The 23,146-nt window shown below is 44.9% G+C and carries 27 protein-coding genes; 7 read left to right on the top strand and 20 right to left on the bottom strand.

Annotated features, from left to right (window positions below; translation table 11 throughout):
• Nucleotides 1-97 precede the first annotated feature (97 nt).
• From GN277_RS02640 to GN277_RS02630, 3 genes are all read left to right on the top strand, one after another.
• Complete coding sequence (locus GN277_RS02640; protein WP_159749597.1) at nt 98-1,426, top strand: MATE family efflux transporter; 1,329 nt, start codon at nt 98-100, stop codon at nt 1,424-1,426.
• 360 nt (nt 1,427-1,786) lie between these two features.
• Complete coding sequence (locus tag GN277_RS02635) at nt 1,787-2,200, top strand: DUF4430 domain-containing protein (protein ID WP_244324563.1); 414 nt, start codon at nt 1,787-1,789, stop codon at nt 2,198-2,200.
• 8 nt (nt 2,201-2,208) lie between these two features.
• Nucleotides 2,209-2,724 (top strand): hypothetical protein, encoded by a 516-nt coding sequence (locus tag GN277_RS02630; RefSeq protein ID WP_159749594.1) that lies wholly within the window; start codon nt 2,209-2,211, stop codon nt 2,722-2,724.
• Between the two features lie 63 nt (nt 2,725-2,787).
• Here GN277_RS02630 and GN277_RS02625 read toward each other — a convergent pair whose 3' ends face one another.
• From GN277_RS02625 to GN277_RS02585, 9 genes are all read right to left on the bottom strand, one after another.
• Nucleotides 2,788-5,247 (bottom strand): ABC transporter permease, encoded by a 2,460-nt coding sequence (locus tag GN277_RS02625; RefSeq protein ID WP_159749592.1) that lies wholly within the window; start codon nt 5,245-5,247, stop codon nt 2,788-2,790.
• Nucleotides 5,247-5,930: an ABC transporter ATP-binding protein gene (locus tag GN277_RS02620; RefSeq protein WP_159749590.1), complete on the bottom strand. Its 684-nt coding sequence runs from the start codon at nt 5,928-5,930 to the stop codon at nt 5,247-5,249. The genes GN277_RS02625 and GN277_RS02620 overlap by 1 nt, the downstream gene beginning before the upstream one ends.
• Nucleotides 5,931-6,088: 158 nt before the next feature.
• Nucleotides 6,089-7,315 carry a sensor histidine kinase gene (locus GN277_RS02615; protein WP_159749588.1) on the bottom strand — a complete coding sequence of 409 codons (1,227 nt, stop codon included), beginning with the start codon at nt 7,313-7,315 and terminating at the stop codon, nt 6,089-6,091.
• On the bottom strand, nt 7,288-7,968 hold the full coding sequence (locus GN277_RS02610; RefSeq protein WP_159749586.1) for a response regulator transcription factor: 681 nt from the start codon (nt 7,966-7,968) through the stop codon (nt 7,288-7,290). Before GN277_RS02610 ends, GN277_RS02615 begins: the two co-directional genes overlap by 28 nt.
• 30 nt (nt 7,969-7,998) lie before the next feature.
• Entirely contained in the window at nt 7,999-8,325 is a 327-nt protein-coding gene (locus GN277_RS02605) for a TfoX/Sxy family protein (protein ID WP_159749584.1), read from the bottom strand.
• Nucleotides 8,326-8,447: 122 nt separating this feature from the next.
• Nucleotides 8,448-8,672 (bottom strand): hypothetical protein, encoded by a 225-nt coding sequence (locus GN277_RS02600; protein ID WP_159749582.1) that lies wholly within the window; start codon nt 8,670-8,672, stop codon nt 8,448-8,450.
• Nucleotides 8,665-9,114, bottom strand: a complete 450-nt coding sequence (locus GN277_RS02595) for a PIN domain-containing protein (RefSeq protein ID WP_159749580.1) — start codon at nt 9,112-9,114, stop codon at nt 8,665-8,667. The genes GN277_RS02600 and GN277_RS02595 overlap by 8 nt, the downstream gene beginning before the upstream one ends.
• 84 nt (nt 9,115-9,198) lie before the next feature.
• Nucleotides 9,199-10,104: a helix-turn-helix transcriptional regulator gene (locus tag GN277_RS02590; protein WP_159749578.1), complete on the bottom strand. Its 906-nt coding sequence runs from the start codon at nt 10,102-10,104 to the stop codon at nt 9,199-9,201.
• Nucleotides 10,105-10,123: 19 nt separating this feature from the next.
• Nucleotides 10,124-10,762 (bottom strand): GyrI-like domain-containing protein, encoded by a 639-nt coding sequence (locus GN277_RS02585; RefSeq protein WP_159749576.1) that lies wholly within the window; start codon nt 10,760-10,762, stop codon nt 10,124-10,126.
• A 237-nt stretch (nt 10,763-10,999) separates the two neighbouring features.
• On the opposite strand from GN277_RS02585, the gene GN277_RS02580 reads away from it, so the two are divergent.
• Nucleotides 11,000-11,350 (top strand): DUF2200 domain-containing protein, encoded by a 351-nt coding sequence (locus GN277_RS02580; protein ID WP_159749574.1) that lies wholly within the window; start codon nt 11,000-11,002, stop codon nt 11,348-11,350.
• 12 nt (nt 11,351-11,362) lie between these two features.
• The gene (locus GN277_RS02575; RefSeq protein ID WP_159749573.1) at nt 11,363-11,668 is read left to right on the top strand and encodes a DUF1905 domain-containing protein; all 306 of its coding nucleotides are present in this window, start codon (nt 11,363-11,365) and stop codon (nt 11,666-11,668) included.
• Here GN277_RS02575 and GN277_RS02570 read toward each other — a convergent pair.
• From GN277_RS02570 to GN277_RS02530, 9 genes are all read right to left on the bottom strand, one after another.
• Nucleotides 11,634-12,518: a sensor histidine kinase gene (locus GN277_RS02570; protein WP_159749571.1), complete on the bottom strand. Its 885-nt coding sequence runs from the start codon at nt 12,516-12,518 to the stop codon at nt 11,634-11,636. The genes GN277_RS02575 and GN277_RS02570 overlap by 35 nt on opposite strands.
• Nucleotides 12,519-12,520: 2 nt before the next feature.
• The gene (locus GN277_RS02565) at nt 12,521-13,327 is read right to left on the bottom strand and encodes an ABC transporter permease (RefSeq protein ID WP_159749569.1); all 807 of its coding nucleotides are present in this window, start codon (nt 13,325-13,327) and stop codon (nt 12,521-12,523) included.
• On the bottom strand, nt 13,320-14,246 hold the full coding sequence (locus GN277_RS02560) for an ABC transporter ATP-binding protein (RefSeq protein WP_159749567.1): 927 nt from the start codon (nt 14,244-14,246) through the stop codon (nt 13,320-13,322). Before GN277_RS02560 ends, GN277_RS02565 begins: the two co-directional genes overlap by 8 nt.
• A 77-nt stretch (nt 14,247-14,323) precedes the next feature.
• Nucleotides 14,324-15,031: a response regulator transcription factor gene (locus GN277_RS02555; RefSeq protein WP_159749565.1), complete on the bottom strand. Its 708-nt coding sequence runs from the start codon at nt 15,029-15,031 to the stop codon at nt 14,324-14,326.
• Nucleotides 15,032-15,183: 152 nt separating this feature from the next.
• The gene (locus GN277_RS02550) at nt 15,184-15,561 is read right to left on the bottom strand and encodes a NifB/NifX family molybdenum-iron cluster-binding protein (RefSeq protein ID WP_159749563.1); all 378 of its coding nucleotides are present in this window, start codon (nt 15,559-15,561) and stop codon (nt 15,184-15,186) included.
• 31 nt (nt 15,562-15,592) lie between these two features.
• Nucleotides 15,593-16,087 carry an anaerobic ribonucleoside-triphosphate reductase activating protein gene (gene nrdG, locus GN277_RS02545; RefSeq protein WP_159749561.1) on the bottom strand — a complete coding sequence of 165 codons (495 nt, stop codon included), beginning with the start codon at nt 16,085-16,087 and terminating at the stop codon, nt 15,593-15,595.
• A gap of 42 nt (nt 16,088-16,129) precedes the next feature.
• On the bottom strand, nt 16,130-18,319 hold the full coding sequence (gene nrdD, locus GN277_RS02540) for an anaerobic ribonucleoside-triphosphate reductase (protein ID WP_159749559.1): 2,190 nt from the start codon (nt 18,317-18,319) through the stop codon (nt 16,130-16,132).
• 226 nt (nt 18,320-18,545) lie between these two features.
• A complete protein-coding gene (locus GN277_RS02535) occupies nt 18,546-19,361 on the bottom strand; it encodes an HAD family hydrolase (RefSeq protein ID WP_159749557.1) in 816 nt (271 codons plus the stop codon).
• Between the two features lie 160 nt (nt 19,362-19,521).
• Nucleotides 19,522-19,767 carry a helix-turn-helix domain-containing protein gene (locus tag GN277_RS02530; protein WP_159749554.1) on the bottom strand — a complete coding sequence of 82 codons (246 nt, stop codon included), beginning with the start codon at nt 19,765-19,767 and terminating at the stop codon, nt 19,522-19,524.
• 127 nt (nt 19,768-19,894) lie between these two features.
• Between GN277_RS02530 and GN277_RS02525 the strand changes: the two genes are divergently transcribed.
• Together GN277_RS02525 and GN277_RS02520 are read left to right on the top strand one after the other, a co-directional pair.
• On the top strand, nt 19,895-20,239 hold the full coding sequence (locus GN277_RS02525; protein WP_159749552.1) for a hypothetical protein: 345 nt from the start codon (nt 19,895-19,897) through the stop codon (nt 20,237-20,239).
• 82 nt (nt 20,240-20,321) lie between these two features.
• Nucleotides 20,322-21,089 carry a TatD family hydrolase gene (locus tag GN277_RS02520; protein WP_159749550.1) on the top strand — a complete coding sequence of 256 codons (768 nt, stop codon included), beginning with the start codon at nt 20,322-20,324 and terminating at the stop codon, nt 21,087-21,089.
• Between the two features lie 15 nt (nt 21,090-21,104).
• On the opposite strand, the gene GN277_RS02515 is transcribed toward GN277_RS02520, so the two are convergent.
• Together GN277_RS02515 and GN277_RS02510 are read right to left on the bottom strand one after the other, a co-directional pair.
• Nucleotides 21,105-22,286, bottom strand: a complete 1,182-nt coding sequence (locus tag GN277_RS02515) for an MFS transporter (protein WP_159749548.1) — start codon at nt 22,284-22,286, stop codon at nt 21,105-21,107.
• Between the two features lie 14 nt (nt 22,287-22,300).
• On the bottom strand, nt 22,301-23,083 hold the full coding sequence (locus GN277_RS02510) for an aminoglycoside N(3)-acetyltransferase (protein WP_159749546.1): 783 nt from the start codon (nt 23,081-23,083) through the stop codon (nt 22,301-22,303).
• Nucleotides 23,084-23,146 lie beyond the last annotated feature (63 nt).

Here is a 23,146-nt window from a genome sequence, read left to right as displayed (position 1 = left end):
CATTACGGGAGTGGATTTTTCAAGAGCAATCTTTTTTCGCCACACAATTACTGAGAAGTTTTTGTGTGGCGTTTTTATGTTGAAACGGAGGTACATTATGGAGCAAACATTTATGAAAGAAAAGAAGATTCTTCCCCTCGTCCTGTCCATGTCCCTGCCTATGGTCATTTCCATGGCAGTCAATTCCCTGTACAACATCGTGGACAGCTACTTTGTGGCAAAATTAAGCGAGGATGCCATGACCGCGCTGGCCCTGGTCTTCCCCATCCAGAATATGATTAATGCCATTGCAATCGGGTTTGCAATCGGAATCAATGCAACTGTGGCCTATTTTCTCGGTGCAGGCGACCAAGTCAATGCCGACAAATCCGCCTCCCAGGGATGGTTTTTGAATCTTCTTCACGGAATCTTCTTAACCATCCTGTGTATTGCCATCATGCCCCCGTTCCTTAGGATGTTTTCCTCGGATGAAACGGTAATCAAGATGGCGCTTAACTATTCAAACCGTGCATTTTTATTTTCTGCTGTAATTGCTCTTACCTTGGTATATGAGAAGCTATTCCAGGCAGTAGGAAAGATGAAAGTATCCATGTTCTGTATGATGCTTGGATTTGTAACAAATATCATCCTGGACCCGCTGATGATCTTTGGAATCGGCTTCTTTCCCGCAATGGGTATCGCAGGGGCAGCGTATGCAACCGGAATCGGGCAGGTATTAACACTGATTGCATACCTGGTGTTCTGTAAGGCAGACCCTATTCCCGTAAAGGTAAAACGCGAATATCTGAAGCCGGAGAAAAACATAGCAATGAAGCTATACTCTGTGGGGCTGTCGGCAACCTTAAGCCTTGCCCTTCCATCCCTGCTTATTTCGGTTTTAAACGGGATTCTTGCGGCGTTTTCCGAAACCTACGTACTGGTACTTGGCGCTTATTATAAACTACAGACCTTTATCTATCTGACGGCAAACGGAATCATCCAGGGTATCCGCCCCCTGATGGGCTACAATTACGGCGCAGGGGAAAAAGAACGTGTCCGGAGGATTTTCAGGACCACACTTATTCTCACCATGGGCGTCATGTGTATCGGAACAATCCTGTCCTGGCTCATTCCGGCCGAGTTAATCGGTCTGTTTACCTCGAATTCACAGACCATCCAAATCGGTGTGACAGCCCTCCACATTATCAGCCTTGGATTTATCGTATCGGCAGTTTCCGTCACCTGCTCAGGTGCATTAGAAGGATTGGGGAAAGGAACTCCGTCCCTTTGCATCTCGCTGCTTCGCTACGTTATACTGATTATGCCCGCCGCCTTTCTTTTAAGCCGCCTCTTTGGTGCGGACGGCGTCTGGTATTCCTTCTGCTTTACAGAATTTGTATCAGCCGGACTATCCTACCTGATCTATCGGAGGCAGGAAGCGCTGTAACCATATTGACTGTTAGACTCTTTTGAAAAATAACTTGAATCTTGTAATATTTTATAGTATTATCTCATCAGGGATTGCCGTATAACAGGCAGTTCTTGCATATCATTGTGCTTATATAGAAAATCTACGCATATATGCAGCGGGAATCAGGTGAGAATCCTGAGCGATGGGGTCACTGTGAGGGTCATGCCCGAAGCCAGACTACCTGCATACATGTAGAATGGGGCTTCCGTCCAAAGCGAAACATTCTATCTCTATTGCACTATTAAGGGGGAAGTTTGCTTAAATAAGCAAACTTTTTTGTTTCTTTGGAAATTTTACAATGATATTCAGACTTTAAAAAAGAAAGGAACAAAAGAAATGGAACAGAAAACACAAAAACAATCTAACAGAAAAGTAATCCTTCTAATCGCAGCGGTTTTGATCGCCGCAGTTGCCATGTTTGGCATCTACAAGGTATTTATGCCTAAAGGTCAGACCGGCGCCAAGGAGATTACCGTAACCGTGGTACATGCCGATGAAACCTCCAAGGACTTCGTCTACCAGACAGACGCGGCTTATCTTGGAGAAGTATTAAAGAGTGAGGAACTTGTAGAGGGAACTGAGGGCGAATTCGGAATGTTTATCACCTCCGTAGACGGTGAGACAGCCGACGATTCCAAAGAACAATGGTGGTGCATTACCAAGAACGGGGAAGCGCTTAACACCTCTGCTGACCAGACACCGATTGAAGACGGGGAGAAGTTTGAATTAACACTGACAGAGGGATATTAAGAATAACCATGCGTAGAGTCAATACAGAAGAACTGGTGAGCATGGCACTTCTTGGCGCAATCCTGCTCATCGGGCAGGTAGGCATGTCCTACCTGCCAAATATAGAAATTGTGTCCCTTCTGATATACATATATACACAAGTGTATCGAAAGAAGGTTTTCTTAATCATATATGTATTCGTAATCCTGGAGGGCTGTATCTATGGTTTTGGTCTGTGGTGGTTCGGCTATCTGTACATATGGAGTATTTTGGCGCTGATTGTCCTATTAAATAAAAAGCAGCAAACGTCAGTCATTACAACCAGCGCCATTCTTGGGGCATATGGGCTTTCCTTCGGTTTTCTGTACTCCATCCCCTACTTTTTGGCGGGGGGATGGGCAGCCGGCTTCTCCTACTGGGTATCCGGAATCCCCTTCGACCTACTCCACTGTGGTGGAAATATTGCGGTCTCGTTAGTCTGCTATCGTCCCCTTTGCACACTGATTGGGAAGCTGTATCATCTAAGCCCAAAGAGCACACTGTAATTCATGCCCTTTGGGCTGGTGGACGTCGTCTACTAAGATACCAAAACTATGGAGGGGATAATATTACTCACTGAACCGTACCCTGTCAATCAAAGAGTCCTTCCGCACAGACCTTCCGATTCCGACTGCCAGCAAGATCTGAATCAGAATCAGCGCTGCAATTACGATAAGGGCTGCTGCGGCCGGATAATGGTACGTGGTAATATTAAACATTCCATCCCTCTTTGCGTACAGGAATATGGGATATCCGGCGATGCTTCCCAGTCCCACGGATATTAGGAGCGTACCTGCTGTGTAGAAAAGTCCCTCCATCTGAAGCATTTTCATAAGCTGCGAATCAGACATTCCAATGGCCTGCATCATGCCAAGCTCTTTCTTACGCACATGGACGCTGTTTAACATGGTATTAATCAGATTCATCACACTAATCAATGCCAGAATCCCAAGAAACGCATAGGTAGCGCCGCTGGTGGTTGCCATGGCTGATTTCCAGCGGTCATATTCACTTTTCCAAGTCCGCATCTCAATCCTTCCTGAAGCTTTTACGATTTCCTCCAAAGACTCGAAAAGCTTCTGGTCATAATCCTTATCTGCAATTACATGGAAATACAGATTTGCATTATTCTCACATAACCGGTCTGCCGCTTCTTTTGCCATAATCAGCCAGGCATAGTTCGTCATTCCACTTCCATAATTCCCGACTGCCGCAATCTCAACCTCCTTCTCATACTCGCGGTCCCCGTCATGAACCACAAGCTTAAGCTTGCTTCCCACGTCCAAATCTGGATACCAGTGGTTTAGGGCACTGTCCATAATCACCTTATCTCCGGACTTCAATTCCTCATAGGTCACTTTTCCTCTCTCAATCCCTTTTTCCAATTCTTTGGCATATTCCTTTGGAACTCCGTTGATTGCATTAGAATCACCCTCCAGAAACATGTCGCCTGTTACTTTGACTGAGGTAAATGCATCAACCTTCTCTACTCCAGGGAGCTTCTCAATCTGCTGCTTTAATGTCTCATCCAAGGGGTTATCCTTTTGTACCTCCGACCATCTAAGCTCCGGGTGCTCCTTGTCAAACTCCTTTATAATGGGAGAAATTTCATACTGGCCTACCAATGAGCTGTCAGCGCTCTCCCTTGGGTTCGCACAAGATAAGACCGTAGCAACCATCATCAGGAATACACCCGTAGCCGCCATGGAAATGATCGTAATCGCGCTTTTCTTCTTATTATCCATCAGATTCCTTAAGGTCAGCCGTCCAATGGTAATATATTCATACCCTTTTCTGCTGCTGCGAACCTTTTTTCCTGTTCCCTGGGCGCGCATTGCCTCTATCTCAGAAATTTTTGCGGCCTTATGCATGGGAAGAAGCAGAGAAATATATACGGTACATAAGGTCACTGTTATAGCAATAAGATACGCCCACCAATAACAAAGGGATACCTCGCCGTTTCCCACTATTTCTCCCATGGCCCTCATAAAATCGCTCTCCTCACCGAACATATTTATAAAAAGGAACATGACAGCCTTGGCCGACAGCGTGCCGATCACTAAACCAACCGGAATCGCAAAGGCAGCAACGCATAAGCCCTCCCGCAGTACAATCTGCTTAATCTGACGCTTCGTGGCTCCAATCGCCTTAAGCCTTCCAAACTCCTGAATCCTCTGGTTCATGGAAACGTAATAAATACTGTAAATGGTAATTACTCCCGCCAGCATGATAATCGCCATAATCACAATAATCACAGGTATGGTAACCGGATCTACATAGTTAGCTGCCAGATACTCCATATTGATATTCGTTTCATTTTCCGAAATTCCAAATTGGCTGGCAATGTTCTTAATCCTTTCTTCGATATCGTCTGTTGTGGCTTTATCTGTATCATTAATCTGTAAAAGGAAACGATAGGCAATATCCTCTTTAGGAACCTGAGCTTTGATAAATGCTTCTGATACCAGAGACGTATAGATTCGATTCTCCAAATTACTGTCGCTGTCTTCAAAAAATCCGCAAATTTGGAACTCCTTTGTCTCTGTCAAATCCAGCGAACCGCCTCTGTATATCTGGTAAGGAACGGTGATCGTATCTCCAATATCCCCCTGCTGCCCCAGCTCCTTGAGAATTCCCTCTGAAACTACAATCTCATCTTCTCGTTCCGGTAATCTTCCTTTGGCCAACTCCATTTTATATAATTCAAGCCCTTTTGCATCCATAAACATCATAGAAACATCCGCGTCGTCCAAGTTCATATACCCTGCGTCACTTCTAAATCCATATGTGGAGATATCATGATGGGCGGCCAGTTGGCGGACCGTCTCCTCATCCACATTTCGGTAGAGGGCGTGCCAGGATGGATACATCCTTCTTACTGCCGCAAATTGGTAATCTATCATCCCCTTCCCCACCGTAGGAATTACAAATAGTAACAGCGTCGTCAGCACGATGGCAATCCCAATCAATATATTCCTGCTCTTATAGTATTTCATATTGTCATAAGCAACTCTCGTTGTCATTTTCATCAGCAATTCACCGCCTTACCGTCTTCAATCTCAATCATTCGGTCTGACATCTGGGCAATCATTTCGTCATGAGTAATCATAACCAACGTCTGTCCCATATCCTTTACGCAGCTTTTCAAAAGGCTCATCACCTCTAACTCTGTCTGTGAATCAAGATTTCCAGTGGGTTCATCCGCCAGAATCATGGCTGGACTGGTCACCAATGCCCTGGCAATGGCTGTACGCTGCTTCTGTCCGCCTGACAGTGCGTTTGGCATGGCATCTTTTTTGTCCGCAATTCCAATCTTCTCAAGAACCTCCTCCACGTCCTCCCGTCTCACCTTCCGATTGTCAAGCCCTAAGGGAAGCACAATATTTTCCCACACATTCAACGATGGAATCAGATTAAAATCCTGGAAAATAAATCCAATCTTTTTTCTGCGAAACTCTGCCAGCCTGTCGTCCTTAAGGGCAAAGATATCCTTTCCTTCTATCCATACCTTCCCTTCATCCGGTCTGTCCAAGCCTCCAATCAAGTGCAGAAGCGTAGACTTTCCTGAGCCGGAGCGACCTACGATTGCCGTAAATTTTCCCCTCTCTATTTCCATGTCTGTATGGTCTACCGCCCGAACCTGGTTTTCACCTTCTCCATAGTATTTCACCAGATTTTCAACCACTAAAATCTTACTGCTGTCCCTATTCATAGATTACCTCCTGTATATTTATTATTTTCACAGTACAATTATTGTCGCTTATTGTTACAACTCTATACTGTTTATTTCTTATAGTCAGATTATATCTTTCTAACATTGCAAAACCCTTACAAAAACCATAACAGTTTTGTAAGGGTTTTGATATCTTGTTATGTCCGACTTGGAAGCGTAATCCGTAATACCGCGCCTTTTTCCGGCTTCGTCTTGGCAGATATGGTTCCGCCCTGGCGTTCCAGAATCATCCTTGCAAGATACAAGCCCACGCCCGCGCCTTCTTCTGCCATCTTTTTCGCTCTGTCTCCGCGGTAGAATCTATGGTAAATCCTAAACAATTCCTCCTTTTGTATTCCAATTCCCTCATCCTCTATCTCAATCAGGACATTTCGGACCAGCTTCTTTACACGCACCGTTACTTTCGTATGCTCTCCTGAATACTTCACCCCATTATCCAACACATTGACGAGGGCTTCTTCTGTCCATTTCCTGTCGTGACAGATTTCCATATCCTCCTCCATCTCCACCTGAAGCTCAATATTCTTATTTCTGGCCTTCATATAAATCTGGCTCACAGCCCCCGCAATCGTTTTTTTCAGGCTTGCAGGGACAGGCTGAATCTGAATCATACGGGTTTCCAGCCGCGACAGGTTTACCAATTCCTTCAAAAGTATCTCCAGCTTCTCGATTTCTCGTTCTTCCTGCTCATGGAATTCCAGGCGTTCCTTGCTGGTAAGCTGATAATCAGACACCAGCTCATAACTCATCCTAAGGGATGCAAGAGGCGTCTTTAACTGGTGCGAAATGTCCGTGATCAATGCCTTTGTGCTGTCTTCTTCTTCCTTACACGCTCGTTTCAACTCGGCAAAATATACGCCCAACTCTCTCAGAGCCTCCCACACTTTCCTCCATTCTTCCGAATTCACCCTGTAATCCTTTTCGTAATCCGGAATGTCTCCAAATTCCCCTCTCCTGAATTGCTCCAGGCTCTCGTACAGTATGAGAAGATTTTCCTTAGAATCATCCCGCTTCCTACAATTCCAATACCCTGCAAACACAAGCGCCAATACTCCTGCAAACACGCCGGCTCCCCAGAAGCTCCACCATGACTTATGGGCAGCGGTACTGTTCTCCTCATAACCATACTTGTCTTTTAAGATTTTCAGTTGTTCATCGTCGTCCTTATCATTCTCCGGCTTCTCCCACGCCGCTATGATTTCCGCCTCAAGCTCAGGATGAGCCGCTATGAGTCCAAACATCCTCTGCCGGTTATTCACAACCTCATATTTTTCTAATACGAACATAAATACCGAGAAAAGCACAAAGTATACAAGATAAATAATCACATATTTTCTTACTTTCTTACGACTTTTTCGGTCCATATATATCCTAATCCTCTCACATTGGAAATCCCATCTGTCTTTAGCTTATTCTTCAATCTGCTGATATTGACAGTCACCGTGTTCTCATCCACAAACTGTCCATCCACATCCCAAACATGCTCTAAAATACTGTCCTTGGATACAATCTGCCCCCCGTTCTCCCAGAGATAGGTCAATAGCTGCATCTCCTTCTTGCTAAGCGATATCTCCTGGCCGCCTTGATACACCTTCATCTCCCTGCAATTCAGCTCTATATCCCCACATACCATAATGCTGCTGTATTCTTCTGTAATGTTAATCCGCCTCATAAGAGCATTTACCTTAGATACCAGTACCATCAGAGAAAACGGCTTCGTAATATAATCGTCTGCCCCTGTCTCATATCCATTTACAATATCAATCTCTGAATCCATTGCCGTCAAATAAATAAAATATGTGCTGCCAAGCTTACGAATCTTTTGTCCCAGCTCTAAGCCACTTCCATCCGGAAGTGTAATGTCGCAGATAATAAGAGAATAGCTCTCCTCCTCAAGACAGCTCATGGCCTCTGCCAGCGTAAACGCCGAAGTGACTGCGTATCCCGCTTTCTGCAAAGTCAGCGTTATCCCGCGGTTTAAGCTCTTGTCGTCCTCCAGTAACAATATTTTCTGCATGATGTCTATTTCCTTCCTTGTTGTATGTGCTTATTTCGTCTTGCGCTTTTTGGGCTTTGGCTCTGGAAGTTCTTCATACGTTGCTTTTACAAGCTTCGTCAATGCCTCTGCGTCCTCCACATCCTCCACAAGAAAATAGTTTTTTGCCCCTTTGTAGGGCGGCGCCTCCGGCAATTCAGGCCGTATCTCCTGTCCCGCCTTGGTAATCTTAAGAAATAGCTGGTCTTCGCAAATTACGCCGAAAATCTTCCCGTTGCAATAGATGCCATATTCTCCAAACATCTTTCTGTACGTAATGGCTCCGGCCTCGCGAAGCTGGTCTGCAATATATTCTACAAATTCAATTTTTGATGCCATGTCTCTTTCTTCCTTTCCCCAAAAATAAATTTATTAAATAAGCCACTATAGAGGTATCATATCACCTTCCCCTAGTGGCTTATTAAGTATTCCGAGTTATTGTCAGAAAATATATCAGTGATTTAGAGCCTGACAGCTTTTCCTTTAAATGGGTGGGACTTATCATAAGCAACCGCTTCTTCCCTGATTTCTTCTAAATCCACATCTTTAAAATATTCTTTTCTCCAGATTGTATAATCAAAACTATCTCTTTTAATCATTGCAATAAATCGCTCTGCATTTACAACACCCAGTTTCTCGACTAAACATGCAAACCCCTTATCCATAATTTCAACGGCATTATTCATCCCCATTCTCCTCCTTTCTCCTGATAAACTCCACTGGATTCACTATTTCTACCTTTTCAGATTGAAATTTTAGCACTCTATCATCTGTAGTAATAAAAAAATCACTCTCAGAAAAAATTGCACATGCAACATGAAACGCATCCATATCTTTAACTCCTGTTAGCTTAATAGCTTCTGCAATTTCCGCTACTTGTTTATCATTTTCCATCCCGACATAGTATGAGGCATTCGCCTCCATAAATTGTGAAATAGCTTTTCGTTTGTGTGCAAATCGATTTTTTCCATTTTCATAAGTTAGCGCAAATGAAGCAACCAACTCCACTTCTCCTTTTTTTACCATATCCTGAATATGAAGTTTTGCTTCTGTCTCTAAATGAATCCTCATTTGTGATTGATCGTCATAAGGACGATTATAGCAACAATTATCCATATATATTCTCATGACTCAATCTCTCCTACAAAATTATAACTTTTCATTTATTATAAAAAATCCTTGTCTGGAAATCAACCTTTGCAAATATCTTTGTCAAAGATATTTGCTCCGAATTCCTTCCGCAAATTCCAGAACATCCTTCCGAAACTGTGACGGCTCAAGCAGCTCTGCGCCTCCCCCAAAGGAAGCAATCCACCCCACAATGCTTGTCTTATCCACAAACCCGAAAGAAAAGAGCAGCGTGCCGTCCGGCTGTTCGATAAAACTGTCAGGCCCGTATTCTTCCACCAGCCTCCATTTATATTCCGGCTGTATCCTTGCTTTTACCTGGTAAGCATTAGGGAATATCCGTTCAGGGGACAGCTCCGGCAAAGGAGGACTAGATCGCTTCTCAAACTCCTCCCCCATCTGAAGCTCTGTCATCCGACCCAGCTTAAACAGCCGGAAATCCTCTCTTTTTACGCACCAGCCCCATACATACCAACCAGCCCACTGGAACAGCAGGTCATAAGGCTCTATGGTCCGCCTCGATTCCCCTTTCGGCGCATAGTAGCAGAACGAAACCCTCCGACCAGAGATGATTGCGCCGTGCAGCAATTCTATTTTGGGGGAGAGCGTGTCCTTGTACCAGGAGGAAAGGTCAATCAAAATATGCGTATCCCCTGCAAGGAGGTTGGATGCGCCTGCCGATAGCTTCTCCATTAACTGTGCATAACGGTTCGTCCCACACACACTGTCAAGGCTCCGAAGCCCTGCCAGAATTGCCTGCATGTCCGACGTGCTAAGCAGCGTACGCTCAATCTTATACCCTTCCATAATAGAGACACCGCCGTTTACCCCTTGCTCTGTCACCAGAGGAATTCCCGCCATGCACAACGCTTCGATATCCCGATTAATCGTGCGGCGGGAAACCTCGAACTTCTCTGCAAGGTAGGGCGCAGTCACCTTTTCCTGCTGTAAAAGAATCGATAATATCCCAATCATCCGGTCAAGCTTCATCCCGCTGTCTCCTTTCGTGTTAAAGGTTTATGACTTTCACCGGATGCCGGATTACCGTTCTTGAATTCTCCGGCTTACATCTTCGCACATCACTCAGATAAATCTCATGGTGAAAACGCTGTCCCCCCATATCCGGCTGATAACCTTGTGCCCTGGCAAATGTATCCATCGCTTCTATGGTTGCCGGCTCGTCATCATATGCGCCTAAATGCATACACTGTACACATAAGCCCTCATCATAAGTAAAAAATTCCACTTTAGAGAAATCCGTTTTTTTCTTTGCCTCAGCCTCCGCTATCGCCCATTCAAACTCATCCCTTGTCACAAACTCCGGCAGACGAATCATGGATATCCACTCAAAATCTTCTTTTCTGGAATAGTCTATCCCTTCCGTCCCCTCCTGCCACCAAAGCCCTTCCAATGGCGGCACCACATAATCAAAATACCCGTCGATTCTATGGTCGCCCTTCTTGCTCATCTTTATTGTAAATGCGATTCCGTAAAGCAATCCGATTGACTCCTTGTATGCGCCGCCCTCCTCGTTGGGATTCCCCTTGCCACCCACGGCGATAAAATTCATAGGGGGAACTGTTATTAACTCCGGTTTCCTTTTCGGCAGATAAAATTCCTTATACTCTTTTTTATAGTCAAATGCCATGATTTTATTATCCTTTCTACTATTCCCTTATATGTTTTCATCCTGCAGGCTGCTGATAAAATAAGTATACCATAAAATCACGACAAGAGTATGTCATGTTTATAAAAACAAATCTCATGATTTCCACCTTCAATAATTTCATCAATCCTATCACAGTCCTTGACAAATTATCTTTATTTCGTAGAATAGATTCTATAATACTTTACTTTCACCAAATTTACGGAGGTTGAGAAAACCATGAAGCACGAAAAAGTCTATGCAATGAGTTTTTCCAAGATCTATCCCCTCTTAGTGGCAAAAGCAGAGAAAAAGGGACGAACCAAAGACGAAGTAGATGAAATTATCTGCTGGCTTACTGGATACAAAACTGAATACATCCAAAAAGCGGCAGATACTTCCGTCACCTACGGCGATTTTTTCAAAAACGCCCCCAGACTAAATCCAAACAGAAAATTAATCAAGGGAGTCGTATGCAAAGTTCGGGTGGAGGATATCCAAGAACCCTTAATGCAGGAAATCCGCTATCTGGACAAATTAATCGACGAGCTGGCCAAAGGAAAAGCTATGGACAAAATTTTGCGAAAATAAAGGAGAATGATAATGCAAGGTAAAATCTACGAATTTCATGCAGCCATAGAAGCCGTACCAGATAAAGGCGGCGCATATATCCGTTTCCCCCACGATATCAAAAAAGAATTCGGGAAAGGCAGAGTCAAAGTACAAGTCACCTTTGACGGCGAACCCTACTGCGGAAGCATCGTAAACATGGGAGTAAAAAATGCCGATGGTTCCGTCTGCTATATCATCGGAATCCGCAAGGATATCCGCAGTAAAATCGGGAAACAGCCTGGCGACGACGTCTTTGTAACCGTCACCCCACTTCTGGAAACTCCAGTTGAATCGTAAGCATTTGCCCCTTAAGCCAAGCGGCCGCCTGGCCGCCCATCCTTTCCGTCAACTCCTTGACAATAAAAAGCCCAAGTCCGGAGGAGCCCTTCCGGCGGGCCAAATCTGCTTTATAGAAACGGTCAAAAATCTGTTTCGGGTCTGGCAGACTGGTTTCCGACACCAGATTTTCAAAAAAAAGGCTGCATCCTCTCTGGCGAATCACAATCCCGCCCCTGCCATGCACAAGCCCATTCTGGATTAAATTATGAAAAATCCGCCTAAGACATTCCTCATCTGCCCTTACCTGAAACCCCTCCGACTCGAAATCCACCTCCGGAGAAACTCCCTTTTCCTCAAACTGACGGTACAAGCCTACCAGACATTCTGAAAGAAGGGGCAGCACCTGCAGCTGGCACATATTCGGTTCAAACTCAGCGCTGGTAAGCTTGGTATACAGGAACAATTCCTCCAGCATATCTCCCAATTCCATCAACCGGTTATCCGCTGTGTTAAGGTAATGCTCACGTCTTGACGAGTCTTCGCACTCCTGTGCAAGCTGGACATACCCCGCCGCCCCAGTAAGGGGCGTGCGGATATCGTGGGCCAGACTGGTGATATTCTGCTTCAACTGCTTTTCCGCTTTCTCGTACTGTCTCTGATTCTGAAACCAATACTGCCTAAGACGATTTAACTGTCTGCATAACTCCAACACATCCCGCTGACGACACCCTACGCCAATCTCCATATGGCTGCCTCTCTCAATCTCCTCAAGCTGCCTGCGCAGAGAACGGATTGCAAGGATACTGCGGATATACTGCATTGCCACTATGAAACAAAAACCAATCAATACCACCATTACAACAACCATATCTATATGTCCTTCTTCCTCAAAACAATTCCCGAAATCATTGTATATAAAATCAAGAAGCCAAATCCCACCACATATACATAGAGATCCTTCACCGAAGTCAACCTCTGCGGTCCAAGGTCACAAGTAATAACAATCGAGTATTCCAGCCACTCTCCCATATGAAGACTTTCAAGTATGGCACACAGCGGCCTCACAATGGCCCCGCTGCTTAATAGAACCACAGCCACAGAACCTGCCGCCACACTTCTGGTCAGAATACAGATAAAAATAGTCAGTGAAGCAAACGCTGTGGTCAAAAACCACACCCATGATATATAAAATACAATATCCTTCCATCCGGTATAAGGAAGCATATTTCCAAACAGTCTGTTCATCAACATCGTAAACAGCAGATGAAATACCAGATAACAAAAATCAACAATCCACGCTGTTATAACCTTGCTTCCTATATAATTCCATCGGTTCTGATGCAGCGCCATGATATTTTTAATAAAACCACTCTGGAAATCTGCACAGACAAACAGCATCACCCAGATACCGAAAATAAGATTATACGACCCGCCATCCAGACAAATCTGCCGGAAAAAGCGCAGCAAATCCATATCTCCCAACATACCATCTAATTCCTTTGCTTCTTCCAGAGAAATCATTCCAAGCGGCACCGAAATCTCCTGCCCCTGCTTTGTCTCCATCAGCCATGTCAAACCAAAAGTAAACACAGTCCCCAACAAAAGCAGCCCAAAACAGACATAGACAGACTTACTTCTCTTCACCCTATATAAATCCATACGTAACAGATTAAACATACTGCCTTCCCCCTTCCATGCGCTCTAAGAAATACTCCTCCAAATCCATACGGTGGAAGCCCGAAGCATACACCGAAATCTGATTCTCAATTAACATCTGATTAAGCCCAGCGCCATCCTCCAGTCCGTAAATCCGGATTGCTCTGGCGTCTTCCACCTCTGCCTGTACCTGTGGAAATGACTCCTGAATCAAAGCCAATGAACGTTTCACATCCTCCACCTCAAGCTGAAAATAATCCTGACACTTTTCCTCCAATTCTTCTCTGGTAAGCTGCTCAATCAGCTCTCCATCCTTGATAATCCCATAATTCGTAGAAATCTTGCTAAGCTCACCCAAAATATGGGAGCTGATAAGAATCGTCTTCCCTTCTTCATGAAGCTCAAGAATCAGTTGACGAAGCTCTCTGATTCCTTCCGGATCGAGTCCGTTAATTGGTTCGTCTAAGATAAGCAGGTCCGGATTTCCAAGCAGCGCAAGCGCAACGCCAAGCCGCTGCTTCATTCCCATGGAAAAATGCTTCACCTTCTTCTTGCCCGCATCTGCAAGCCCCGTCATCCTCAGCACCTCCTCTACGCTCTTTTCATCTGTAATTCCCATACATTTCGCCTTCATCATCACATTCTGCCTGGCCGTCATATGGAAATACAGCCCCGCCGACTCAATCAGGACTCCCAGCCTGCGTCGTACAACAGGATCGCTGACTGGCTTCTCAAATATCCGAATCTCTCCCTCCGTCGGACTTGCAATACCGCAGAGCATTTTCAGAGTAGTTGATTTTCCTGCGCCGTTTCTGCCGATAAATCCATAGATTTCTCCTTCCCGAACCTTTAAATTTAACCGTTTCACCACAACCTTATTGCCATATTTTTTCGTAAGAGACGTGGTCTCTATGGCAAATGTATTTTTTTCTGCACTCACTTTATCTTTCTCTCCTTTCCAATTTGACTACACTGATAAGTCTAATATAAGAGTTTTCAAAAAGCGCTCAGAAAAGTTTAAGAAAGTTTAAAGCCCATCCCCCATACTGTCTGTATGTAGGAATCTGTACCACTCTTTTTTAATTTGGAACGAATATTACTGATATGTACATTGATGGTCTTATCCTCCGCCAGATATTCTTCTCCCCATGCATACTCATAGATCATCTGCTTCGTAAAGACCCGTTTAGGATTGCGAATCAACAACTCCATAATCAAAAATTCATGCCTCGTCAATTCCACCTGCTCCCCCTTAGCAGTCATCTCCTGAGTATCCGGATTCAGCGTCCACCCGCGGTAGGAATAGACCCTCTGCTCATAATCTGCCTGCCTCGTATTCTCTAAAGATCTTCCGCCCACCCTGTTTTTCCTATCCCAACGGCGGAACTGCACCTGTATCCGCACCAGCAGCTCCGGCAGATCAAAGGGCTTGCAGATATAATCCTCCGCACCTGCTGACAGTACCTCAACCTTACTGTCCAGCCCGCTCTTGGCAGATAAGACGATAACTGGCGATTTTTCTGAAAATATAGACACCAGTTCTTCTCCAGAGATTCCAGGAAGCATCAAATCCAAGAGCACCAGATCATACTCCTCCATAGAAAATAGCAGCTTCGCTTCGCTGCCGGAGAATGCCTGCGTACATGTATATCCATGATTTTCCAGATAGTCTTTAAGCATCTGATTATTCTCTGCATCATCTTCTACAATCAAAATCTTCTGCACATCTCTTACCTCCAAACGAAAATATCATTGTTTTATTATAGTGAATAGACAATGCCGTGTAAAGCCTCCTCCCAAACTAAATAAAGAAGCGGCAAAACCGCTCCTTTATATCTTATTTATATACTAAATTTCTTTCTCTCTGACCTGTTACGCTATCCGCAATGATGCCCGCATCCGCCTTCTCCATGGTGATGCCCATGATGGCTGCATACAGTATCTGGGTCATAGTTAAGCTCTCCCGCCAGATAAGCCTCCACCTGTGCATCCGCATTCCCCTGAGCGCCCGGAAACAGATCAATCCCTGCCTCAGCCAACGCATTGCGCGCTCCGCCGCCGATCCCGCCGCAAATCAGTACGTCAACGTTTCCCTGAAGCAAAAAACCTGCCAGGGCTCCGTGGCCTTGCCCGTTGGTGCCAATCACTTCACTCTTAACCACTTTCCCATCTTCCACATCATATACTTTAAACTGTTCAGAATGTCCAAAGTGCTGAAAAACCTGTCCATTCTCATATGTTACTGCAATCCTCATGACACATTCTCTCCTTTCCATCCTTTGCCTTTTATCTGCATTCCTTCTTCAACTCAATAATCCTCTGGTTGCTGCTCCCTCGAAACGAAAGCGTTACATCCTTAAGCTCCTCCACAAACTCACCGTCTACCAGTACATCAATATAGGACAGCATCTCGTCTGTTACTTCTGTATGAACCTTCCCTCCCTTGACAAGCTCCACATCATACAAATAACCACTGTAACACCAGACATCCTTCTCAGGATATCTCTCCTTAATCTGCCTTAGAAGTCCTGTCAGCACCCCCTGGTTCTCAGGCTCAAAAGGCTCTCCGCCAAGCAACGAAAAGCCCTGGATATACTCAGGCTCAAGAAGCCTGAGCACCTCCTCCTCAGTCTCCTTAGTATAAGGCTGACCGTATTTAAAATCCCATGTTTCGGGATTAAAACACCCTTTACAGTGGTGCCTGCACCCCGAAACAAACAGACTGACCCGAACCCCTGGACCATCTGCAATATCACATTCTTTTATCTTTCCATAATGCATATTCTCACCTACACTCCACAGGATACGGAAGCTTTTCTTATTTTACAGATGCAGTACCCGCTCCTTAATCTCCTGGGTACGTCCCTGATTCCAAAACTGTGTACCGATATATCCGCAAGTCCGACGCGCTACAAACATCTTATCCTGATCCTTATTCTGACAGTTGGGACACTCCCAAATCAGCTTACCCGTTCCATCTTCCCTGATGGCAATCTCACCGTCATATCCACAGCATTCACAATAATCGCTTTTCGTATTCAATTCTGCATACATAATATTATCATAAATGAACTTCATCACAGCCAGAACTGCCGGAATATTATTCTGCATATTCGGCACCTCAATATAGCTGATTGCCCCGCCAGGAGACAATTTCTGAAAATCCGCCTCGAATTTCAGCTTCTTAAAAGCATGTATATCTTCGGACACATGCACATGATAGCTGTTGGTAATATAGTTCTTATCTGTAACACCCTCAATAATGCCAAACCTCTTCTGTAGGCACTTGGCAAACTTATACGTGGTGGACTCCATCGGCGTTCCGTACACAGAATAACTAATATGCTCTGCCTCTCTCCACTCCTTACACTTATCGTTCAGTCTCTGCATAACCGCCAGTGCAAAGGGCCTCGCCTCTGGGTCTGTATGAGACTTTCCAAGCATCCGCATACACATTTCGTAAAGGCCCGCATAGCCAAGGGAAATCGTGGAATAACCGTTATACAGCAAATCGTCGATTACCTGTCCCTTCTTAAGCCGTGCCAGAGCACCGTACTGCCACAGAATCGGCGCCACATCTGAAACCGTTCCCAAAAGCCGCTCATGCCTGCACCTAAGTCCTCTATGACACAACTCCAGACGCTCATCCAGAATCTCCCAGAACTTATCCATGTCTCCCTCGGAGGAGCATGCCACATCCACCAGATTAATCGTCACGACACCCTGGTTAAACCTACCGTAGAACTTGTGGCTTCCGTCCTCGTTCCTCTGGGAATCCTCCACAGTCAGGAAGGAACGACATCCCATACAGGGATAAACGTCTCCCTGCTTCAATTCCTTCATAATCTTCGCGGAAATATAATCCGGAACCATACGCTTTGCCGTACATTCCGCCGCCAGCTCTGTCAGATGCCAATATTTTGTGTTCGCCTTCACATTATCCTCATCCAATACATAAATCAGCTTAGGAAATGCCGGTGTAATCCAAACACCCTTCTCATTCTTAACACCCTGCATCCTCTGAATCAGCACTTCTTCTATAATCAGAGCCAAGTCATCCCTAACCTGGCCTTCCTCAACTTCATCCAGATACATAAATATGGTCACAAAAGGAGCCTGCCCGTTACAGGTCATCAATGTGATTAACTGGTACTGAATTGTCTGAATCCCGCTCTTAACCTCATCCCGCAGCCGACGCTCCGTCACTCTGCTGATAATCTCCTCATCCATGCTCTCGCCGCATTCCTTACGCTCGGCAATCACACTTTTGCGCAGCTTCTGTCTGCTGATATCCACAAACGGAGCCAGATGTGCCAACGTAAACGACTGCCCGCCATACTGATTGCTGGCAACCTGCGCCACAATCTGAGTCGTCACGTTACATGCCGTAAAGAAGCTGTGCGGCTTCTCAATCAGCGTCTCACTAATCACAGTCCCATTCTGGAGCATGTCATCCAGATTAATCAGGTCACAGTTATGCTCCTTCTGGGCAAAATAATCGGAATCATGAAAATGAATGATTCCCTCCTCATGTGCATTCACAATCTCTGCCGGAAGCAGCACACGCTTGGATAAATCCTTGCTCACTTCTCCCGCCATATAATCCCTCTGCGTTGAATTAATCACAGGATTCTTATTAGAATTCTCCTGAGTAACCTCCTCGTTAATATTCTCTATTAAAGAAAGAATACCGTTATCCGTTGTATTCGACTTACGCTTCAATTCCCGTCTGTAACGGTAGCGCACATACTTCTGCGCCACTTCATAACCGCGCATCTCCATAATGCCGCGCTCAACCATATCCTGAATATCTTCTACATTCACGGCATGGGGCAGCTCTCCTACCTTCGATGCAATATTATCTGCAATCGCAATAATCTGGTAGTCGTTCATCTGATGAATCCTGTCCACCTCGCCGTTTGCAGCCTTAACCGCATTCACAATCTTCGACAGATCGAACAGGACTTCCTCCCCATTCCGCTTGATTACATTCGTCTTCACGTCCACACCCATTATATTCCCTCGCTTTCACACATACAAAATATTGATACTCCCTCACAACTCTATACAACATGTTGAGTCACGTACTATAATACACTAAACTCACAAGAAAGGGAAGGGAAAGTTAGAAAAAATTTTCAACAAATATTGCCTGTTTTTTTCTATGTGATTTCTCTATTTAAGATACTTGACATTGCTCTCCTGTGTTTCCCCTAGGAAGACAAATAGCAGCCTTATCCTATACAAGCCCAAGATGACGAAAGGCTTTCCACAGCCCATCCTCCTTGATAGGCGCCGTTACATAATCTGCAATCTCCTTCGCCCATGGCGACCCATTTCCCATTGCAACGCCTGTTCCGGCAAACCGAATCATTTCAATATCATTATCGCCGTCCCCAATCGCCACAGTATCCTCCCTGCCACATTCCCTCATCTTTAAAATCTGTCGAATTGCTTCTGCCTTTGTAATATAATTCGGCGTAATCTCCCCTGCCCACCTCTCAGAATAGGGGAGGCAAAGATGCGTGATATGAAAAGAATACCCCCACTTGGACAAAATCTCCCTGCTTACCTCATCGCGGCTGAACACGACTAACTGTTCCACATCCGGCACCTCCAAAAGCGATTCCACCGGCCTTGGCATCAAAGCCTCCGATTCGTCTACACACAGCTTCTCACATAATTTCGTATAAATCCTACAGTAATCCTCCCAATTCTCCTGTAATACATAGCACTCCTTGTTGTTTCCCATCTCCACAACGCAATCCTGCTCTAAGAGGTCCTTCATAAGCTCAATATACGCCAACTGTGTGAAATACTTATGTCCAATCCTCTCCCCTTGATACTCTATATATCCTCCTGAGCTTGCAACCACTCCGTCAAATCCAATATCCCGTATCTTCTTCTCAATACGACAGTATAACCGCCCAGTATTGAGGAACACCTCATGGCCGTTCTGCCTGGCCTTTCGTATTGCCTCCACCCCAGATTCCAGAACCGTACCGTCAAAATCTCTAATCGTACCGTCAATGTCCAGAAAAATTAATTTCCCCATCAGTCTATCCCTCTCTCACAGATGCCTTCTCTAATCCTGTTGCTACTTTATCATATATTGTACAATATCTGTGTCGGATTTTAAATATAATTTACAATTTCGTTACTATTTTTTCCAAAATGTTTACACATGTAAATTAAAACGGCAGCACCCCGTAATCCTACAGAATACTGCCGTCCTCTTGTTCACTTTCTCCCTCTGTCTCAACCATCTTAAGAATATCGCATACATCACACTCCAGGTAATCGCACATCTTCTCCAGCGTATGCAGATCCACGCGCACTACCTTATTCTTACAGTAATTATTCAACTGAGTGCGCTGCAGCCTACACCAATAGCAGAGCGTTGTCTTGCTGACACCCTTCTCAGCCAGAACCCTCTCAATATCAATCACTATTTTTCTCATATTTCAACCCCACATTACATCTTTTCGATTAGTATACCCAGATTTAACTTGAAAAAATAGATGTAATAAATTACACTGTAAATAAATACACGGTTTCTCTTTGACACAAAAAAGGAGGTATGTACACATGAAGAAAAAGAAATGGATACTGCTCACCCCACTCGTAATCCTGCTTTTGGCCTTCTGTTTGGAGGAAGCTAAACCCTACGAAATCTTTTCCTCTACGGTCGAGTCGTCTCCTAACCTCACCGAGAATGAGATTACCCTCGTAGTCCACAGCCTCCTCCCCATCGACACAGATGAGCTGGCAAAAGAATTCATTGAAAACCATATGCTTTTGAACGGCGGCAGACCCAATCAGTATTTTGAACTAGAGCTTTACCGAACCAGCCTGCATTATAAGTTGGGAAAAATATATGACACAATTCTGTGCAACGAAAAGGGAGAACGTGTATCGGAGGTTCAATTTTAGGACACTACAACTTGCGAAAACAGAAAAGATATAGTAATGTGTAGAGAGAATAAAAAAATCAATGTTTAAAAAGGAGTTTCTTATGATTTTCGATACACATGCTCATTATGATGATGAACAATTTAATAATGACCGAGAAGAATTGCTTTGTTCCATGGCGGACAACAACGTAGGAACGATCGTCAACGTCAGCGCCGCCTGTGATTCCTGTGAGCGGGTCGTAAACATGGTGCAGGATTATCCCTTTATGTATGCCGCAGTCGGCGTCCATCCTGACGAAGTAGGCAGTCTGGACGATGAAGCCTTCGCCCGTATGAAGGAGTTATTCAAAAGAGATAAGGTTGTTGCTGTGGGAGAGATTGGCCTGGATTATTACTGGGACAATGAATCCCACGATATACAGAAGAAATGGTTTATCCGGCAGCTTGAGCTTGCAAGAGAATTAAACCTTCCGGTTCTCATCCACAGCCGAGAGGCGGCTGGCGATACCATGGAGATTATGAAGGAATACGCCAGGGGACTTGACGGCGTAATCCATTGCTATTCTTATTCAAAAGAGATGGCGCAGGAGTACGTGAAGATGGGCTTCTATATTGGAGTAGGCGGGGTGGTCACTTTTAAAAATGCCAGGAAATTAAAGGAAACGGTAGAGGTCCTTCCCCTTACTTCTATCGTTCTTGAGACAGACTGCCCTTATCTGGCTCCTGAGCCATACCGGGGGAAACGGAATCATTCCGCATATATCCGGTATGTGGCAGAGGAGATTGCAAGACTTAAGGGCGTGACCTGCCAGGAAGTGATTGCCAAGACGGAGGATAATGCGAAGAAGCTCTATCGGATTTCATGTTAATCTGATGTAACTCCTTTACCTCTTGTTATACAACCGGCACAAATAGAGTCCCGCCAGCAATAAGACGGGAAATACTACTGCGGCCAGAATACCCATTCTAAGATTATTATTTAAAGCGCCTGAAACCATACCAACGACGGTCGGTCCGCCAGAACATCCCACATCGCCTGCCAACGCAAGCAATGCAAACATCGCTGTCCCGCCTTTATCTTCAAAAGCGGCCGCCTTACTAAAGACCCCCGGCCACATGATACCAACGGACAGACCGCATACCCCGCACCCGATCAAACCAACTACCGGATTTGGTACAAGGGAAATACAAAGATATGAAGCAATACATAAAATGCTGCTTCCAATCATAAAATGCTCCAAATCAATTCGTTCTCCATATTTCCCATAAAAAGCCCTGGCGCTGCCCATTAAAATTGCAAACAACATCGGTCCTGCCAAATCTCCGATTGTCTTGCTTACATTCAGCCCCATTTCCGCAAATGTGGACGCCCACTGGCTCACCGCCTGTTCGCTTGCTCCCGCACATATCATCATTAACATCAGTATCCAGAATATCTTCCTGCCAAAAAGCTGTCCAATCGTTAAGCCTTTTTCCCCTTCATCCATCAACGAGGCAATCGGCACTTTCGCAAAAAGTATCATATTGGCAAACGGAATCAATGACCATATCCATGCCATAATCCTCCAGTTTTCAATTCCAAAGAAATAGAAAAAAACAGTGGATACCAACACTACTGCTACATGCCCCCAACAGTAAAAGGAATGTAACAGACTCATGGCTTTTTCTTTGTTTTCTGTAGGGCAGGCCTCCACGATAGGACTAACCAAAACTTCAAGCAGACCGCCGCCCACCGCATAAACGGCAACAGCAATTAATAACCCTGCAAACGCACTTCCACATATATCCGGCAGAAGCGTCAGTAAAACGAACCCTGTCACAGCACAAAAATGGGCTATGAGCATTGACCTGCGATAGCCTATTCTGTCAACAAACGTAACCGACAAAATATCCACCAACAGCTGCAGCCCAAAGTTAAATGTAATGAGTAAAGTAATCTGCGTCATCGGTATTCCGTAACTGTTATGGAATGTGAGAAAAAGAAGGGGAACAAAATTATTTACAATCGCCTGGACAATATATCCAGTAAAGCAGGCATAAAGTGTTTTATTATAGCTTTTATCCATATTAAAATCTCCCTCTATTTCCGATTTTCATTCATCCATTCCACAGCAAAGTCTACCAACGCCCTCTGGCTCATCATAGAGAGAATCCCATCTCCCAAGGATACATGCCGCACCTGTCCCGTCTGTTCAAATGCTTCTCCGATTGCAGGAAAATCCTCTCCGTCTACAGCTAACGTTTCATAGGATTTCCAAACCCGCTGTCCGTCAACCTGTATGGCGCTGCTCTCAACAACCGTATGCTTACCAGGATACTCAGCCCGTGCATCTGCCAAATGCAGGGAAGTATTCTTGTCATAACCAACGCCAATCAACAATACAGCACCGTCAAGTTCATACAGTCTGCCAATCGGTGAGCCATCTCCAAAAATATCAGACAGACTGTGCTTCTCTGTCAAATACTTTGCATAACGCCCCCACGCTGCAACCGACCTTGCAGGGTGGCCGCTTCTAATCGTTCCCGGCCACTGACGGAACATTTCCGCTACAGCTCCCATGGTATTTGTCGGTGTAATCCTCTCATCATATGCAGGAATATACTCACGTATCACGGGCCACCATTCTTTTGGCTCCTGCCAGTAAACCCCTGTGGTGGGGTCCAAATTTTTCCATGACTGGGTGGGCATCATAATCGTCCCCTCTTGGCCGACACTATGAAGCAGCGCTTCAATAATCGTCTGCGCTCCTCCGCATACATAACCCAGGCTGCTCAGTGACGTATGCACCATAATCGCCTGCCCTCTTTTGACGCCCACATTTCTGAGAGCAGTCTGAACATCTTCTGGAATAACTAATTTCATTATTTTTTCTTCCTTTCATAAAAAATAGCAATTATAATAATCATAGATTAAACTGTGATGGTT

It is taken from the genome of Sporofaciens musculi (assembly GCF_009830285.1).
GTDB classification, from domain to species: Bacteria; Bacillota; Clostridia; order Lachnospirales; family Lachnospiraceae; genus Sporofaciens; species Sporofaciens musculi.
The sequence above is the reverse complement of the archived record's forward strand: the minus strand, read 5'-3'. Positions and strand labels throughout refer to the sequence as shown.

What these genes read in the sequence shown, in the direction of transcription:
- GN277_RS02640 (WP_159749597.1), top strand. Translation starts at nt 98, where the DNA reads ATGGAGCAAACATTTATGAAAGAAAAGAAGATTCTTCCCCTCGTCCTG.
- GN277_RS02635 (WP_244324563.1), top strand. Translation starts at nt 1,787, where the DNA reads ATGGAACAGAAAACACAAAAACAATCTAACAGAAAAGTAATCCTTCTA.
- GN277_RS02630 (WP_159749594.1), top strand. Translation starts at nt 2,209, where the DNA reads ATGCGTAGAGTCAATACAGAAGAACTGGTGAGCATGGCACTTCTTGGC.
- GN277_RS02625 (WP_159749592.1), bottom strand. Translation starts at nt 5,247, where the DNA reads ATGAAAATGACAACGAGAGTTGCTTATGACAATATGAAATACTATAAG.
- GN277_RS02620 (WP_159749590.1), bottom strand. Translation starts at nt 5,930, where the DNA reads ATGAATAGGGACAGCAGTAAGATTTTAGTGGTTGAAAATCTGGTGAAA.
- GN277_RS02615 (WP_159749588.1), bottom strand. Translation starts at nt 7,315, where the DNA reads ATGGACCGAAAAAGTCGTAAGAAAGTAAGAAAATATGTGATTATTTAT.
- GN277_RS02610 (WP_159749586.1), bottom strand. Translation starts at nt 7,968, where the DNA reads ATGCAGAAAATATTGTTACTGGAGGACGACAAGAGCTTAAACCGCGGG.
- GN277_RS02605 (WP_159749584.1), bottom strand. Translation starts at nt 8,325, where the DNA reads ATGGCATCAAAAATTGAATTTGTAGAATATATTGCAGACCAGCTTCGC.
- GN277_RS02600 (WP_159749582.1), bottom strand. Translation starts at nt 8,672, where the DNA reads ATGAATAATGCCGTTGAAATTATGGATAAGGGGTTTGCATGTTTAGTC.
- GN277_RS02595 (WP_159749580.1), bottom strand. Translation starts at nt 9,114, where the DNA reads ATGAGAATATATATGGATAATTGTTGCTATAATCGTCCTTATGACGAT.
- GN277_RS02590 (WP_159749578.1), bottom strand. Translation starts at nt 10,104, where the DNA reads ATGAAGCTTGACCGGATGATTGGGATATTATCGATTCTTTTACAGCAG.
- GN277_RS02585 (WP_159749576.1), bottom strand. Translation starts at nt 10,762, where the DNA reads ATGGCATTTGACTATAAAAAAGAGTATAAGGAATTTTATCTGCCGAAA.
- GN277_RS02580 (WP_159749574.1), top strand. Translation starts at nt 11,000, where the DNA reads ATGAAGCACGAAAAAGTCTATGCAATGAGTTTTTCCAAGATCTATCCC.
- GN277_RS02575 (WP_159749573.1), top strand. Translation starts at nt 11,363, where the DNA reads ATGCAAGGTAAAATCTACGAATTTCATGCAGCCATAGAAGCCGTACCA.
- GN277_RS02570 (WP_159749571.1), bottom strand. Translation starts at nt 12,518, where the DNA reads ATGGTTGTTGTAATGGTGGTATTGATTGGTTTTTGTTTCATAGTGGCA.
- GN277_RS02565 (WP_159749569.1), bottom strand. Translation starts at nt 13,327, where the DNA reads ATGTTTAATCTGTTACGTATGGATTTATATAGGGTGAAGAGAAGTAAG.
- GN277_RS02550 (WP_159749563.1), bottom strand. Translation starts at nt 15,561, where the DNA reads ATGAGGATTGCAGTAACATATGAGAATGGACAGGTTTTTCAGCACTTT.
- nrdG (WP_159749561.1), bottom strand. Translation starts at nt 16,087, where the DNA reads ATGCATTATGGAAAGATAAAAGAATGTGATATTGCAGATGGTCCAGGG.
- nrdD (WP_159749559.1), bottom strand. Translation starts at nt 18,319, where the DNA reads ATGGGTGTGGACGTGAAGACGAATGTAATCAAGCGGAATGGGGAGGAA.
- GN277_RS02535 (WP_159749557.1), bottom strand. Translation starts at nt 19,361, where the DNA reads ATGGGGAAATTAATTTTTCTGGACATTGACGGTACGATTAGAGATTTT.
- GN277_RS02530 (WP_159749554.1), bottom strand. Translation starts at nt 19,767, where the DNA reads ATGAGAAAAATAGTGATTGATATTGAGAGGGTTCTGGCTGAGAAGGGT.
- GN277_RS02525 (WP_159749552.1), top strand. Translation starts at nt 19,895, where the DNA reads ATGAAGAAAAAGAAATGGATACTGCTCACCCCACTCGTAATCCTGCTT.
- GN277_RS02520 (WP_159749550.1), top strand. Translation starts at nt 20,322, where the DNA reads ATGATTTTCGATACACATGCTCATTATGATGATGAACAATTTAATAAT.
- GN277_RS02515 (WP_159749548.1), bottom strand. Translation starts at nt 22,286, where the DNA reads ATGGATAAAAGCTATAATAAAACACTTTATGCCTGCTTTACTGGATAT.
- GN277_RS02510 (WP_159749546.1), bottom strand. Translation starts at nt 23,083, where the DNA reads ATGAAATTAGTTATTCCAGAAGATGTTCAGACTGCTCTCAGAAATGTG.